The sequence below is a fragment of the Tranquillimonas rosea genome (assembly GCF_900111315.1).
Classification (GTDB): domain Bacteria; phylum Pseudomonadota; class Alphaproteobacteria; order Rhodobacterales; family Rhodobacteraceae; genus Tranquillimonas; species Tranquillimonas rosea.
This window is the reverse complement of sequence record NZ_FOGU01000001.1, coordinates 404625-419172: the sequence shown is the minus strand read 5'-3', so window position 1 is coordinate 419172 and position 14548 is coordinate 404625. Positions and strand designations below refer to the sequence as shown.

Genomic DNA, 14548 nt, shown 5'->3' with positions numbered 1-14548 from the left:
AGTCGGGTTTAACCGCCGCAGCCAGGCCACGGGGCCCAGCCGAGTCCGAGTGTCACGACGGCGGAGCCCACGATGTCCTTTCATCCCAGAATGAGGTGCGAGATCCACGGTCTCGTCCCCGCCGCGGCACCAAGAGTGCTGCGCTTCGACGGCATGGTGGCCGATCTCTGGCATGTCGAGGGCCGACGCGGTGGCGGCGGGCGCTACGTCTCGCCCGATCCGCGCATCGTGGTGATGATGGACGAGGCCCGGCTGGCGCTTGGCGAGACGCCGTCCGGCAGGCCGCCGCTGGGGCCGGTGAGTTATGTGCCCGGCGGCACGGCGCTCTGGGGGCACATGCCGAGCGCGCGACGCTTCCGGCACCTGGACCTGCATTTCAGCGCGGCCCGGCTGGCGGCGATCCTGGGGCGCGAAAGCGTGCCGAACGCGCCGCTGCTGATGGTCGAGAACGCGCGGGTGCAGGCTCTGGCCCGGCTCATCGCCGAGCAATGCGCCGAACCCGATCGCCCTTCGGCCTATGCCGCCGCGCTGATTGAGGCGCTGGTGGTCGAGCTGTTCCATGCGCCGGAACCGGACCGTCCCGGCGCGTTGTCGGCCGAGGCGCTGACCGGCGCGACGGGGCATCTGCGGCGCAACCTCGGGCGCAGTGTGAGCGTGGCGGAACTGGCCGATCTGGTGGGCCTGCCGCCGTCGAGCTTTGCCCGCGCCTTCAAGGCGGCCACTGGCCAGCCCCCGCACCGCTGGCAGATCGCCGCGCGAATCGAGCGGGCCGAAACCTTGCTTGCCCGTGGCGAGACGCCGTCGGCTGTGGCGGCCGAAACCGGCTTTTCGGACCAGGCTCACCTGACCCGTGCCTTCCGGCGGGCTACCGGGGACACGCCGGCCGCGTGGCAGCGCGCGCGGCTTCGTTCAAACCGCGGCAGTCCCGTGCAAGACGCGGACGGCCTGGATGGACAGGATGCCGCCGAACCGACCCAGATTGAGCGAAGGACCGCCTCGTGATTCCGACCCGAACGCTGCTTCTGTCCGGCACCGCCCTGACGGCGATGTGCCTGCCGCTTGCGGTGGCCGCGCAGACCACCGTGCTGGACACCATCTATGTCTCGTCTCCGGGCGAAGACCCCACCGGCCCCGTCGACGGCGCCGTGAATCCCGCGACCGAAACGGGCATGAAGACCGGAACGCCGCTGACCGAGGTGCCGCAATCGGTCTCGGTCGTGGACTCGGAGGAGCTCGGGACGCTGAACACCACCCGCGCGAGCGAGGCGCTGCGCTATGTGCCCGGCGTTACCACCGACGTGTACGGTGACGATTCCGATTACGACTGGCACTACATCCGCGGCTTCCAGTCGGACCAGACGGGCGTTTTCTGGGACGGGATGCAGAACCTCGGGTTCGGCTTCGGCTCGTTCTACGTGGACCCGTTCTCGCTGGAGCGGATAGAGGTTCTGCGCGGGCCGGCCTCGGTGCTGTATGGCGGCTCCAATCCGGGCGGGCTGCTGAACTATGTCTCGAAGCGTCCGGGCGAGCGCGTGCGCGAGCTGACGTTCGGCGTAAACGATGCCGGACGGGCCTGGACCGCGTTCGATTACGGCGACACGCTGGATGGCGGCGCCAGCTACCGGTTCGCGGCCCGGATCGAGGGCGGCGACACCTACGACGATTTCAACGACGGTCTGCGCGGCACCTTCGCGCCCTCGTTCAGCTTCGAGACAGATGCCGGCACCGAGGTGACCGTGCTGGCCAACGTGTTCCTCGCCGACGAACAGCACTCGGGAGGCAGCTTCCTTCCGTATTACGGCACGGTAAAGCCGACGGACGCATTCGGCCGCCTGGGAACCGAGACGAACTACTCGGACCCCGACTGGGATAGCTACGAGCGGCGGCAGGCGACGCTGACCACCATCGTCGAGCATGATTTCGCGAATGGCTGGACGCTGGAGGGGACCGGTCGGCTGGGCGTCGCGGACATCGAAGAGAGCTATTACTATCCCTTCGGCTATGGCTTCGCCGCGCAGCCGGTGGACGACACCGGCGCGCTCAGCCTCATCGCGTTCGAGCATGACACACTGGTCCGTACCGCGCAGGCTGACCTGCGCCTGACCGGCGATGCACAGACCGGGGCGGTGGCGCACGAGCTGCTGTTCGGTCTCGACGCGCGGTTCTGGGAGCTGGACCAGACGCAGGCCTCAGGCACGTCGTTCCCGACCGCCGATCCGCTCGACCCGGTGGCGCCGGGCACGCCCGAATTGGGCGATCCGTACATCGACGGCACCACCCGGCAGCGGCAGGTCGGCGTCTATGCGCAGGATCAGCTGCGCTTCGGCGCCGGTTGGATCGCCACGGCCAACCTGCGCCACGACTGGGTGTCGACCGAGACGAACGGCCTGACCGCGTTCGAGCGTGACGACAGCGAAACCTCGTATCGTGCGGGCATCGCCTACGAATTCGACAGCGGCCTCGTGCCCTACCTGTCGGTGTCGAGCTTCTTCCTGCCCACCATTGCCTCGCCTGCCGAGGGCGTGACCGAGCCCGAGAGCGGGCAGCAGACCGAGGCCGGCCTGAAATGGGCCGCGCCCTCGGGGAACGCGATGGCGACGCTGTCGGTGTTCCGGCTGGATCGCGAGAATGTCGTGACCGGCGTGTCGCCCAACCTCAGCCAGCTGGGGGAGGTGCGCTCGCAGGGGATCGAGCTGGAGGGGCGCTATGACTTCGGCAACGGGCTGACGGTGCACGGCGCGGCGACGGTCCTGGACCAGGAAATCACCGAGGATGCGGATGCGGCCCTCGTGGGCAACACGCCCACGCTGATCCCCGACCGCCAGATCGCTGTGCGTGCCGATTATGCCTTTGCCGGCCAACTCGACGGTCTGACCCTGGGCGCCGGGCTGCGCTATCAGGCCGAAAGCTGGGCGGACGAGGCAAACACGACCGAGGTGCCCGACGCGACGCTTGTCGACCTGCACGCGGGCTATGCCTGGGACAATGGCTGGCAGGGCAACCTGGCGGTCACGAACGTCGCCGACGAGCGCTATGTCACCGGCTGCCAGGACCTCTTCACCTGCTCATACGGGGCCGGTCGCGAGGTCAGCGTAACGCTTTCCCGCAAGTGGTGAGCCGTTGACCCGCGCCCCGACGGCGCGGGTTTACGCCTGTTCCCGCTCGCCGATCAGGGCATCCAGCGCGACACGGCTGTCGCGCCACAGCGATGGCAGCGCGGCAAGAACCGCCCGGTCGGGCGGGGTGCCCCGACGTGTGCCGGCCTCGATCTGCGACAGCGTCGTGCGCAGTCGGACCAGCCCGAACGCCGCGCAGGAGCCGGCGCATTTGTGCGCCTCGGGCCCAAGCCAGTCGGCAGTCGGCTCGGCTCCGGCCAGCCGGCGGATCGCAGGCGCGGTTTCGGCATCGAGCCGTGCCACGAGGTCGCGTATCCCATCGTCTCCGATCGTCGCGCGCAGGTCGGCCAGTTGGTCCGCATCGACGAGCGGCGGGGTGTCGGGCGTCTGCTGCCCGTCCGCCTCTGGCGTTTGAGGCGCATCGGCGGTGACCTCGCGCAGAAGGGCAGACAGGGCCTTCCGCTCGATCGGTTTCGACAGGTAGGCGGCCATCCCGGCCTTGTGGAACAGTGGCACGTCCTCGGGCAGGGCATGGGCCGTGACCGCGACGATCGGGTTCCCGGCCGAGGCGCCGCCGCCCGAGCGGATGCGGCGCGCGGCCTCTTGGCCGTCCATCACCGGCATCGAGATGTCCATCAGGATGACGTCGAACCGCGTCGCGTCGGCCCTGGCCACGCCGTCGGCACCATCGACCGCCTCGGTCACGGTGTGGCCCTCGGCCTCGAGCAGGCCGCGGGCGACGAAGCGGTTGATCTCGTTGTCCTCCACCAGCAGGACCGAGAGCGGCTGCGGCGCGGCGGTGTCGGCCGCTGGTACCGGGGCCGTCGCCGGGTCGGGGGCGGTCGCCCGCCGAAGCGGCACGCCCACCACGAAGCGGCTGCCCGCGCCCGGCGTGCTCGATGCCTCGATCTCGCCCTCCATCAGGGCCACGAGACGGCGGACGATGCCGAGCCCCAAGCCGGTACCGCCCACCTGCCGGGCGCGCGAGGTGTCGAGCGTCTCGAAGTCGTTGAAGATGCGCCGGAGAGCCGCGGCCGAGATGCCGATTCCAGTGTCGGTCACGGTGAACCGGGTCAGGTCCGAGCCGTCCGAGGGGCACGCACACTCGATCCGGACGCTGCCGCCCTTGGTGAACTTTGCCGCGTTGCCCACGAGCTTCAGAAGCACCTGCCGAAGACGGCGCGGGTCGCCTGCCATCCGGGGCGGGGCGGCGCCCATCCATGTCCACGACAGCTCTGTGCCGTTGCGGGCGGCGATGGGTGCCGCGACATCGACCACGCCGTCGAGAAGGCGCGAGACGTCGAAGACACGCTCTTCCAGCTGCATCTTGCCGGCTTCCAGCTTGGACAGGTCGAGCACGTCGTTGACGAGGTCCAGCAGGATCGTGCCCGACCGATGCATCGCGTCGACCAGCTCGGCCTGCCGCGGGTCGAGCTCGGTGTCGCGGATCAGTTGCAATGTCCCGAGCAGGCCGTTCAGCGGTGTCCGCATCTCGTGGCTCATCACGGCGAGGAACTCGGCCTTTGTGCGTTCTCCGGCGAGCGCCCGGTCGCGGGCGTGGGTCAGCGCGTCTTCGGCGGCCTTTCGGTGCGAGATGTCCCGAAGGTAGGCGACGTAGATGCCACCGTCGGCCCCCTCGGCCCGGTCGACCGAGATCTCGACCGGAAAGGCGCGGCCAGATCGCGAGCGTCCCTGCAGTTCGAGCCGCCGCTCGCGCGGGGCGGGGCGGCGATTCTCGGCCAGGAAGCGCAGCGTGTCCTCGCGGCGGGCGGCGATATCCTCGTCCGGAAAGAGGAGGCTCAGCGCAGGCTGGCCGATCGCCTCGCCGGGGTCGAAGCCGAACATGCGCCGGCCCGAGCCGTTCAGTTCGAGGATGCGCCCTTCGGCATCGCAGACGACGATCGCGTCCAGCGATGTCTCGACGATGGTCTGCATGCGGCGGCCGGCCTCGCGGATTTCGCGGGCGCGCGTCTCGCTCAGTCGGTAGAGTCGCAGCAGCGTCAGGGCGATCAGGGCAAGGCCGCCGACGAGCGCGATCAGGAGCCCGGCCATTCGGACGAGCGTGCCGATCATCTCGTGCCGGCGGTCGTCGGAGAGCTCGGCGAAGGCCGCCAGCGCGGCGAGCGACATTGCCCGGACCCGCGGTGTCAGCGCATCGGCCCGCGCGGCGAGTCGCGGCAGCGCGGCGTGGAGGGCCGCGTCGTCGCCGTCGATCAGCGGCACGGCGTCGTCGAGGAACGCGGTCACATCGGCCAGCGGCGCCGCGACCTCGCTCCGGTCGTGGATGACGTCATAGACCGCGCCGCGCCGGATGGTATCGATGCGGCTGTAGAACACGTCGAACCGCCGCCGCACATCCGGCGCGGCCTGCGGATCGCGCCGAGCCTCGGCCAGCGCCAGGCGGAAGCGGAAGAACTCGGCATCCGCCTGGGAGAGGCTCCACTGGATGTTGTCGGAGTTTGCGGTGCCGAAATCGTCGATCTGCTCGAGCACCAGCCACCCCATCGACACGATGAGGCCCGCGACCAGCGTGAAGGCCGCGACGAGCGCGCCGGGCCGCAGCCAGCGGCGCAGGACGGCGAGGGTCTGTCGGGGCACGGGTCCGATCCTGTGCGGGGTCAGCGGCCCACGTCGAGCCGGTCGAGCTGCCAGATGCTGCGTGCATAGATGACCTCGGTCCGGTAGGCGGGGTCCGAGTCGTAGGGATAGACGATCCAGAGCGGCCCCTTGTCCCGAACCGACATCGGCGCGCCATTGCGCAGGTAGGCCACGATCGGGCCGGTCGCGACCCGGTCCTCTTGCGGTATCGTCACGGCATAATCGTTGATCGCCGTCGCCGTCACGGTGGCCCCTTCCGCGCTGACGTGGTCGAGCAGCGCCGACAGAGTCGGGCCGGTGAAGGTCTGCGGCCCATCGGTCCAGATCGTTTCCGTGCGGAAGGTAACCGGGTCCATCGCGGCAAGCATGTCACGGTCGAACCGCGCCGCGCCTTTACCGTTGGTCCGCGCGATGTCGCCGGTGATGGTCAGCAGGACCTCACCGGAGGGCGCGGGCAGATCGTCGGCCCGAAGCGCGACGGGAAAGGCGAGCACGGCGCATAGCGCGACACGGATCGGCGAGAGGAAACGGGGCATGGTACATCCTGCGGTTCGTCCGGCCCCCGAGGCAGGGCCTTTACCCCTGCGATAGGGTAAAGGTCTTGCCCGGCTGTTAACGTGCGGCGGGGTCAGGTGCCTTGCGACCCGGCGGGAGCTGTGGAACCTTCGGACCTTCCGACACGTGCACCACGGGAGCCCCAGATGGCCGATCTGACCGCCCGCCGGAACATGCCGTTCGACCTCGATCCGCTGGGGCGGCTCCTGGCGGACGAGGAGGACCTCGCGCTCGTCAATCCGAACGCGCAGCGCCCCTTCGATGCCCGCGAATGGAGCGAGAAGTGGCTGAACGAGGCCGACGACGCCTCCTTCTACGTCGTCGACGCCGATGGACGCGAGGTCGGTTTCTTTGCCCTGCGCGTCGGCGTCGGACCCGAGGTGCGGCACCTGACCTACGTGTTCGTCGAGGATTCCGCGCGCGGCGGCGCAGGGGCCGAGATCGCGCGGCTGGTCGAGGACGCGGCGCGCGAGCTCGGCGCATTGTCGATCACGCTGAAGGTCGAGCTGGACAACGAGCCGGCGCTGAACCTCTATCGCTCTTCGGGATACGAAGAACTGGCCAGCCGCTGCGGGATGGCGACGATGCGGCTGGACCTCGAGTGACGGCTCGGTGGCCTGGCCAGAGCCCCAGATGGTGAGCATGTGGCGCAGGGTCGTGGCCCGCGAAAGGAGGCGCGGCGCGTGCTTCTGCTGACGATCTGGCCGATCTTCGCGCTGATCTGTCTGGGCTTTGCGCTGGTCCGGGTCGGTCTGCCCGATCCCGCCTTCTGGCCGGCGGCCGAGCGGATCAACTACGTCCTGCTGTTTCCGGCGCTGCTGGTCGTGAACCTGGCCGACGCGCCGTTGTCCGACCCCGCGATCCTGCGGCTCGGGGGCGCAACGGTCACCCTGGTGTGCCTCGCAGCCGGGGCGCTGGTGGCGCTGCGTCGGGTGCGGCCGATGCGGGCGGCGCGGTTCGGGCCGGTGCTTCAGGGTGTGGTCCGCTTCAACACCTATCTCGGGCTGGCGATCACGGCGGGTCTTTTGGACGATGCCGGTCTGCGCAGTGCCGCTGTGCTGCTGGCGGTGGCCGTGCCGCTGGTCAATGTCCTGTCGGTCCTCGCGCTGACCGGGCCCGAGGCCCGGCGGGGCGCGGGCGACCTGATCCGGCCCATACTGACCAATCCGCTGATCCTGGCCTGCGCTCTGGGGATCGTGATCGCGCTTGCGGGGACGGGGCTGCCGTTCGGCATCGGGCGCTTCCTCGACCTGCTGGCGCAGGCGAGCCTGCCGCTGGGCCTGCTCTGCGTCGGGGCCGCTCTGCAACCCCGGAGCGCGCGGCGCGAGCTGCGGACGCTCGGCGCAGTGTCGGGGCTGCGGCTGCTGGCGATGCCGGTGCTGGCGGGGGCGGTCGCGCTGGTGTTCGCTCTGGGCCGGGATGCGGCGATGGTGCTGGTGATCTTCGCCGCGATCCCGACGGCGCCCACGGCCTATGTCCTGACGCAGCAGTTGAACGGCGACGGGCGGCTGATGGCGGGCCTCGTGACCGTGCAGACGCTGGCCGCGGTGATCACGATTCCGGTCGTGCTGGCAATCTTCGGCCGGCTCTGGTGACCCGCGGGCAGGTCGCGTGCCGCGCGACTTGCCAATCAGCCGCGTCCGTGGTCACGAGGCGGGTGAACCCGCTCGACATCTGACCGACCGGAGCCTGCCATGCCCGACCTGCGCACCCCCTGGCGCGGCGTTGCCGCCGCCTTTGCCCTGAACGGTGTCCTGCTGGGCACCTGGGCCTCGCGCATTCCGGCCGTGATCGAGAGGCACGGGATCACCGAGGCCGGTCTGGGCGTGCTACTTCTGATCATGGGCATCGGCGCGCTGATCTCGTTCCCGCTCGCCGGGCGGCTGGCCGACGGTCATGGCGCGGCGCCGGTCACGCGGCAGATCGCCCGGGTCTACCTCGTGTCGATCGTTCTGGTCGCGCTGGCGCCGGGCGTTGTCTGGCTGGCGGCGGGGCTGTTCCTGTTCGGGATGTGCCACGGGTCGATGGACGTGGCGATGAACAGCTGGGCGACCGAGGTGGAAAAACGGGCAGGGCGGTCGATCATGTCGTCGTTCCACGCGATGTGGAGCCTTGGCGCGGGGGCCGGCGCGGGCCTGGGTTTCGTCGTGGCGAGCGCGGGGATGGGCTATCCGCTGCAATTCGCCCTGAGCGCCCTGGTCGCGGCGCTCGGACTGCTGCCCTTCCTGTCGGTGACCTGGCACTCCGAGACTCGGCAGCGCGAAAGCACCGATCCCGTCTTTGCCTTCCCACGCGGCGCGCTGGTCCTGGTCGGGCTGGTCGCGCTTTCGGCCGGGATCGGCGAGGGCGCCATGGTGGATTGGAGCGCGGTGTTCCTGCGCGACGTGGTGGGCACGGGCGAGGCAAAGGCGACGCTGGGCTACGCCGTCTTCTCGGCGACGATGGTGGGAATGCGGCTGATCGTCGACCGGTTGGTGACCCATCACGGGCCGGGGCGCATCGCGCGGGTCAGCGGGATCGTCGCGGCGTCGGGCATTTTCCTGGCCGTGACCTTCGCCACGCTGCCGGCCGCGCTGGCGGGGTTCGTTCTGATGGGCATCGGGTATGCCGCGCTGATCCCGTTGGCCTTCAGCCGCGCGGCGGCCGATCCGGTGATCCCTCCGGGACAGGGCATCGCCGCGGTCGCTACGCTGGGTTACGGCGCGCTGCTGCTCGGCCCGCCGGCGATCGGTGCAATTTCCGCGATCAGCTCGCTGCGGGTGGCGTTCCTCATCGTAGGGGGCTTTGCGCTGGTTATCGCGGCGCTGGCCCCGGTCCTGTCCCGGCGGCCCGCGCCGGCCACGCCGTCAGGCCAGGCGTTGTAGCGTCCAGTCGGTCATCTCGGGCAGCAGGGTGTCCAGTGTCGTCTGGATCGCCTGAACGACTTCGCTCGGTGCATCCCGTGTCGCCGGGGCGGTGCCGGAAAACGGCCGCGAGGCGATGACGCGCTGGTCCCGGTCGTCGACGAGGGTCAGCGTCACGTCGACCGTGGCGCGCACCGTGCCGTCGCCGGCCAGTTCGGCGTGGAAGGCATCGATCCGGGTCAGCACGGCGACATCGGGCACCGGACCACCCTGCGCCCGGCCGATATAGCGGACGCGTCCGGTGCCCGAGATCGCGCGGATCAGGAGGTCCTGGAACACCGCCGGGATCTCGTCGCTCCACCGGGCCTCGGGCAGATAGGTGATCTCGGTACGCGACGGCTTGATCATGATCCGGTCGGTGTCGAGCGCGGTGGCCGCGTCGGGGCGCGCGACGACGAGCGTCCGGGCCGAGCGCGGGCCTGTCGTGCTGCCGGATCGCGGCACCAGATCGTAGGTGTCGAGCGGTCGGGAGGCCGAGTCGAGCGAGGCGATGGCGCCGCAGCCGCCCAGCGTGGCGGCCAGCCCCAGCAGGAATGTGCGGCGGGCGGCATGGGGTGGTGTCATGGCTATCTCCTGTATTCCGGGACCCGGTCGTCCAGCAGGAAGCGGGCCGGGTCGCGCTGGATCTGCCGCAGCAGCTGTTCGAGCGCCGACATCACGCCGCGCGCCTCGGTCCCGAGCCGGCTGAAGGCGGGCAGGCCGGTGCGGGCGAACTCTCCGATGCCGGGGGCGAGCGCGTCGACAGAGGACTGGACCCGCGCGACGACGTCATCGGCGCGGGCGATGAGCGCATCCAGATCTTCGGTGAGGGCGGGGATGTCTGCGGTCACGTCCTCGACCGCCGTGGCGATCCGGGCGGACGAACGGCGCAGGTCGCCAAGCACCGGCGACAGGTCGGTGTCGAGGACTTCTGTCGCCTTGTCGAATGCCGCGCCCGCCGAGGCCAACGTGCGGTCGGCCGCCGTGAGCGTGCCGTCGAGAGCGGTCAGCGTCTCTTCCGCGCGGCCCATGACGCCGGTCGCCGCGGCGAGCGCCTCGCGGGCGTCGCCGGTCAGGGGCGCGATGCCCTCGCCAAGCGTGTCGAGCGTGCCCGCCATGCTGTCGGCGGCCTCGCGCGCGACCGTGACGGCGGCCTGCACGTCGGCCACGATCTGCGGCACGTCCGAGACAAGGACCTCTTCGACGGCCTCCATCGCCGTTGCCGCCTGCGCCATCAGCTCCCGCGCCTCCGAGACCAGGAGCGTGCCGTCCCCGGTCACCAGCGTGTCGACGCCGCGCGAGGCGTCTGTCACCGCGGCGAGGGCCGCGTCCGCCCCTTCGAGCGTGCCCTGCAGCTGCTGCAGCCGCGCGTCGAGCAGGTCGGCCGTATCCCCGAACCTCTCCAACATCGCCCCCGTGCGCGCGCCGAGATCGCCGATCGTCCGGTCAAGGTTGCGCGCGGTCCGCGACACCTCGTCGACCACCGGCGGCACCCGTTCGGCCAGCAGCGTCTCGGCCGCGTCGAGCGCACCGCCGGCGCTTTCGATGGCCGGGCCGGCCGACACCATGAGGCGCCGCGTCTCGTCGAAGGCGCCCGTGGCCGCCGTCAGCGTGTCGTTCGCCGTCGTCAGCGTGGTGTCCAGCGATGCGCCCATGTCGCTCAGGCGGCTGGTGAACAGCGTGATCTCGCCGGCGGCGTCGCCCAGCGTTCCGGCGATGGACGAGATGTCGTTCAGCGCCGTGTCGAGCTGGGTCGAGGACGAGTCAAGGTTGCCGAGAATCCGGGCGACATGGGCCTGGTTCTCGGGGCCCGTCAGCACCTGCAGCTGGTCCAGCAGCACCGCCGCCTCGGACAAGAGGTCCGGGGCGTCCTCAACCAGGGTCTGCACGGTCGAGCGGCGGGATTGGATGATCGGCGGCGTGCCGTCCTCGGCCGTCAGTCGCGGCTCGTCCGGGCTGCCGCCTGACAGCGAGATATAGCCCACGCCGGTCACGCCCAGCGACATGATCTGCGCGACCGTGTCCTCGTAGACAGGCGTCTCGGCCTCGATTTCGATCCCGGCATAGACCTTCGATGGGTCGTCTTCGAAGATCCGCAAGGCGATCACCTTGCCCACGGGCAAGCCGTTGAACAGCACGTCGCCCGAGACATCCAGCCCCGAGACATCGTCGAACAGCACGCCGTAGGTCGCGTATTGCCGGTCGACCTGGATGTTGGCGAACCAGATGAAGAAGCCGAGCATGCCCAGAAGCCCCAAAAGGGTGAAAGCGCCGATCAGGATGAAGTTCGCTCTTGTTTCCATCAGTCCTTCGCCTGTCCGCTGGGGGCGACCGCGCGCGCCCGAGGTCCGTGGAAATACTCCCGCACCCACGGGTGATCGATGTCGAGCATTTCCGACATCGTGCCCACGGCCAGCACGCGCCGCTCGGCCAGGACGGCGATGCGGTCGCAGATCGCGTGAAGGCTGTCGAGATCGTGGGTCACGAGGAACACGGTCAGCCCCAGCGCCGCCTGAAGCTGCCGGATCAGCGTGTCGAATGCCGCGGCGCCGATCGGGTCGAGCCCCGCGGTCGGCTCGTCGAGGAACACGATCTCGGGGTCCAGCGCAATGGCGCGGGCGAACCCGGCGCGCTTGCGCATGCCACCCGAGAGTTCGGCGGGATACTTGGCGTGGGCCGAATCCGGCAGCCCCACCATCCGCACCTTGATGTCGGCGAGGGTGCGGCGCAGCTCCGGCGACAGCCCCGTCTGCTCGCGCATCGGCGCCTCGACATTGCCCTGGACGGTGAGCGACGAGAACAGCGCCCCATCCTGGAACATCACGCCCCAGCGGCGCCTGAGGCGGCGATACTCGTCCTCGGTCGTGCGGCCGACATCCTGGCCCAGCACCTCTATTCGGCCCTCCTGCGGCGTCAGCAGCCCGACGATGGCGCGCAGCAGCACCGACTTGCCGGTGCCCGAACCACCGACGACGCCGATGATCTCGCCCCGGCGCACGTCGAGGTCGAGCCCCTCATGCACAGTGTGCGTGCCGAAACGCGTGACGAGGTCGCGCACTCGGATCACCGTCTCGGGCTTTTGGTCCGGTCCGTCCATCATACGCCCAGCACGGCAAAGAAAATCGAGAACACCGCGTCCGCCACGATCACCAGGAAGATCGCCAGCACGACCGAGGCCGAAGTCATCCGGCCCAGCGAGTCGGCGTTCCCCTCGACCTGCATCCCCTGGTAGCAGCCGGTGATGCCGATGATGACGGCAAAGAAGGGCGCCTTGATCAGACCGATGGCATAATGCCACACATCCGCGCCGCTCAGCAGGCGCGACTGGAACACCGCGGGCGAGATACCCAGCTCGATCCACGACATGAGCCCCCCGCCGATCAGGCCCGCAAGGTCGGCCAGGAAGCCCAGAACCGGCAGCATCAGGATCAGCGCCAGCACCCGCGGCACGACCAGGACCGAGATCGGGTCGAGCCCGAGCGTGCGCATCGCGTCGATCTCTTCGCGCATCTTCATCGACCCGATCGCCGCGGCGAAGGCCGAGGCCGAGCGTCCCGCGACGATGATCGCCGTCAGCAGGATGCCCAGCTCGCGCAGGATCGAGATCGAGATCAGGTCGACGACGAACACCTCGGCGCCGAACTGCCGCAGCTGCGCCGCCCCCTGGAACGCCAGCACCACGCCGATCAGGAACGCCATGAGCGCGACGATCGGCACCGCGCGCACGCCCACCTCGTGCATGTGATGCACCAGCGAGATCAGCCGCAACCGCCGCGGCCGCAGCACGAGCACCGCGAGCGTCGCGATCACCTGGCCCAGGAAACCCGTCATGTCGACCGCCGTGCGCGCATAGCTGGCCGAGGTCCGGCCCAGCGATTCCAGCAGGTCCCCGAACGGCGCGCGCCGCTCGACCGTCGCCTCGTCGGGCGGCATGTTCTGTCGGATGGTCTCGATCAGTTGGGCCTGTGCCGGGCTCGCCCCGCGCAGCGTGGCCGCCGCGCCGGCCCGCCTCTGCAGGTCCAGAACGAACCACGCCCCGGCGGTATCCACATGCGACAGCGCGGTGATGTCGATCTCTCTCACGCCGCTCATGTCCGGCACTTGGGCCGTCGCCATCCGGTCGACAGTGTCGATCCGCAACGCGCCGCTCACCCTGAGGGCATGCCCGTCCAGCGTCATCCGGGCGGCGGGCCCGGACGGCGGCGCTGTGTCTGGCGATGCGCTCATGCGAGGGCTCCTGTCTGCCGCGCGAACCGGGCCGCGCGGATGTCGATCCTAACCACCCGGCACGGGGATGTCCCGCCGGCAGGATTCGGCGGACGATGGGGTGCCACGCGCCCCGGCGCATTGATCGAGGTCAGTGCAAGCTCGCGGGATGGCGGTCATTTTCAGGGGGCGGCCCGGATTCGGAGCGGGCCGCGCCGTATTCGTGAAAGTCGACGTTGCCGTCGGCGTGCCGCCGGGAAAGGGCACCGCATGAAACCCAAAACGATCGCCATCGCGTTCTACGAGGAAACCGGCGCCACCGAGTTGGCCCGCGCCGCCGCCGCGCTGGCGGGGCACCACGGGGCGCATCTGCTCGGCCTGTTCGTGATGCCCGAGATCGTGCGCAACGCTCAGCTCTCGATTCACGTCCCACCCGAAGTCCTGCACCACGCGCGGGCAGAGCATGTTCGCGTGTCCGAGCAGATCGAGACGCAGTTCTACGAGGCCGCCCGGCGCGAGGACGTCCGCAGCGAGTGGCGCAACATCGATCCCGACGAGGATCAGACGATGGCTGATGCGCTGCTCGACAGCGCGCGCGCGGCCGATCTCGTCCTGCTGGGTCAGCCCGCGCCCGAACTGCGCACCGCCGGACAGCTGCACGAGACCGTGATCCGCAACGTCGGACGGCCGGTCCTGATCGTGCCGCACAAGGAGATCGGCGACGGCCTGCACCGCAGCGCCGTGATCGGCTGGAGCCCCACCCGCGAGGCGACCCGTGCCACCTTCGACACGACCGGGCTCTTGGATGCCGGCGCGCGGATCCGGCTGTTGCACGTGGGCCGCCCCGACGGCCGCGACCTGGCCGAGGGGCCGCTGAACGCGATGGCCGAGGCGCTCGCCCGGCACGGATTCGACGTCACCGTCAGCTATCGCGAGCCCCATGCCGAGAAGATCGTCGACGTGATCGAACACGAGGCCGCCGAGCATGGCGGCGATTTCATCGCGACCGGCGCCTTCGGCCATTCCCGAGCCTACGACTTCATCATCGGCGCGGTCTCCTGGGACCTGATGACCACCGCGGAACGCCCGGTCCTCTTCTCGAAGTGACGGGCGGCCCGCACGCACCGGGGGTGCATACGGCCGCGTTGTCTGCTACCAGCCCTCGACCCGGCGGCAAACCTCACAGCCCCG

General features: G+C 70.0%; 12 protein-coding genes. 6 read left to right on the top strand and 6 right to left on the bottom strand.

The features are described from left to right. The first annotated feature begins 72 nt into the window (after positions 1–72). Together BMZ25_RS01975 and BMZ25_RS01970 are read left to right on the top strand one after the other, a co-directional pair. Positions 73–1002: a helix-turn-helix domain-containing protein gene (locus BMZ25_RS01975; protein WP_092687564.1), complete on the top strand. Its 930-nt coding sequence runs from the start codon at positions 73–75 to the stop codon at positions 1000–1002. After that, complete coding sequence (locus tag BMZ25_RS01970) at positions 999–3116, top strand: TonB-dependent siderophore receptor (RefSeq protein WP_235859752.1); 2118 nt, start codon at positions 999–1001, stop codon at positions 3114–3116. Before BMZ25_RS01975 ends, BMZ25_RS01970 begins: the two co-directional genes overlap by 4 nt. A gap of 30 nt (positions 3117–3146) precedes the next feature. Here the strand turns inward: BMZ25_RS01970 and BMZ25_RS01965 are convergent, their stop codons facing one another. After that, complete coding sequence (locus BMZ25_RS01965) at positions 3147–5714, bottom strand: PAS domain-containing hybrid sensor histidine kinase/response regulator (RefSeq protein WP_092687561.1); 2568 nt, start codon at positions 5712–5714, stop codon at positions 3147–3149. A 20-nt stretch (positions 5715–5734) separates the two neighbouring features. Beyond that, positions 5735–6250: a putative pterin-binding protein gene (locus BMZ25_RS01960; protein ID WP_092687558.1), complete on the bottom strand. Its 516-nt coding sequence runs from the start codon at positions 6248–6250 to the stop codon at positions 5735–5737. A gap of 165 nt (positions 6251–6415) precedes the next feature. On the opposite strand from BMZ25_RS01960, the gene BMZ25_RS01955 reads away from it, so the two are divergent. The 3 genes from BMZ25_RS01955 (at position 6416) to BMZ25_RS01945 (ending at position 9133) form a co-directional block, all read left to right on the top strand. Next, positions 6416–6874, top strand: a complete 459-nt coding sequence (locus BMZ25_RS01955) for a GNAT family N-acetyltransferase (protein ID WP_092687555.1) — start codon at positions 6416–6418, stop codon at positions 6872–6874. A 78-nt stretch (positions 6875–6952) separates the two neighbouring features. Next, positions 6953–7864, top strand: a complete 912-nt coding sequence (locus tag BMZ25_RS01950) for an AEC family transporter (RefSeq protein ID WP_092687552.1) — start codon at positions 6953–6955, stop codon at positions 7862–7864. 99 nt (positions 7865–7963) lie between these two features. Next, positions 7964–9133: an MFS transporter gene (locus tag BMZ25_RS01945; RefSeq protein ID WP_092687549.1), complete on the top strand. Its 1170-nt coding sequence runs from the start codon at positions 7964–7966 to the stop codon at positions 9131–9133. On the opposite strand, the gene BMZ25_RS01940 is transcribed toward BMZ25_RS01945, so the two are convergent. Genes BMZ25_RS01940 through BMZ25_RS01925 form a run of 4 tightly spaced genes read right to left on the bottom strand, consistent with a single transcriptional unit; the run spans position 9116 to position 13330 of the window. Continuing rightward, on the bottom strand, positions 9116–9736 hold the full coding sequence (locus tag BMZ25_RS01940) for an ABC-type transport auxiliary lipoprotein family protein (protein ID WP_092687546.1): 621 nt from the start codon (positions 9734–9736) through the stop codon (positions 9116–9118). The two genes, BMZ25_RS01945 and BMZ25_RS01940, sit on opposite strands and share 18 nt — an antisense overlap. Positions 9737–9738: 2 nt before the next feature. After that, positions 9739–11454 carry an MCE family protein gene (locus BMZ25_RS01935; RefSeq protein ID WP_092687543.1) on the bottom strand — a complete coding sequence of 572 codons (1716 nt, stop codon included), beginning with the start codon at positions 11452–11454 and terminating at the stop codon, positions 9739–9741. Further along, positions 11454–12248 carry an ABC transporter ATP-binding protein gene (locus tag BMZ25_RS01930; RefSeq protein ID WP_092687541.1) on the bottom strand — a complete coding sequence of 265 codons (795 nt, stop codon included), beginning with the start codon at positions 12246–12248 and terminating at the stop codon, positions 11454–11456. The genes BMZ25_RS01935 and BMZ25_RS01930 overlap by 1 nt, the downstream gene beginning before the upstream one ends. Then, a complete protein-coding gene (locus tag BMZ25_RS01925) occupies positions 12248–13330 on the bottom strand; it encodes an ABC transporter permease (protein WP_092688191.1) in 1083 nt (360 codons plus the stop codon). The genes BMZ25_RS01930 and BMZ25_RS01925 overlap by 1 nt, the downstream gene beginning before the upstream one ends. Before the next feature lie 297 nt (positions 13331–13627). On the opposite strand from BMZ25_RS01925, the gene BMZ25_RS01920 reads away from it, so the two are divergent. Beyond that, positions 13628–14464 carry a universal stress protein gene (locus BMZ25_RS01920; protein WP_092687538.1) on the top strand — a complete coding sequence of 279 codons (837 nt, stop codon included), beginning with the start codon at positions 13628–13630 and terminating at the stop codon, positions 14462–14464. The last annotated feature ends 84 nt before the right edge of the window (positions 14465–14548 follow it).

Coding starts and splice junctions, on each gene's coding strand:
- BMZ25_RS01975 (WP_092687564.1), top strand. CDS start 73: ATGTCCTTTCATCCCAGAATGAGGTGCGAGATCCACGGTCTCGTCCCC.
- BMZ25_RS01960 (WP_092687558.1), bottom strand. CDS start 6,250: ATGCCCCGTTTCCTCTCGCCGATCCGTGTCGCGCTATGCGCCGTGCTC.
- BMZ25_RS01955 (WP_092687555.1), top strand. CDS start 6,416: ATGGCCGATCTGACCGCCCGCCGGAACATGCCGTTCGACCTCGATCCG.
- BMZ25_RS01945 (WP_092687549.1), top strand. CDS start 7,964: ATGCCCGACCTGCGCACCCCCTGGCGCGGCGTTGCCGCCGCCTTTGCC.
- BMZ25_RS01940 (WP_092687546.1), bottom strand. CDS start 9,736: ATGACACCACCCCATGCCGCCCGCCGCACATTCCTGCTGGGGCTGGCC.
- BMZ25_RS01935 (WP_092687543.1), bottom strand. CDS start 11,454: ATGGAAACAAGAGCGAACTTCATCCTGATCGGCGCTTTCACCCTTTTG.
- BMZ25_RS01930 (WP_092687541.1), bottom strand. CDS start 12,248: ATGGACGGACCGGACCAAAAGCCCGAGACGGTGATCCGAGTGCGCGAC.
- BMZ25_RS01925 (WP_092688191.1), bottom strand. CDS start 13,330: ATGACGCTGGACGGGCATGCCCTCAGGGTGAGCGGCGCGTTGCGGATC.
- BMZ25_RS01920 (WP_092687538.1), top strand. CDS start 13,628: ATGAAACCCAAAACGATCGCCATCGCGTTCTACGAGGAAACCGGCGCC.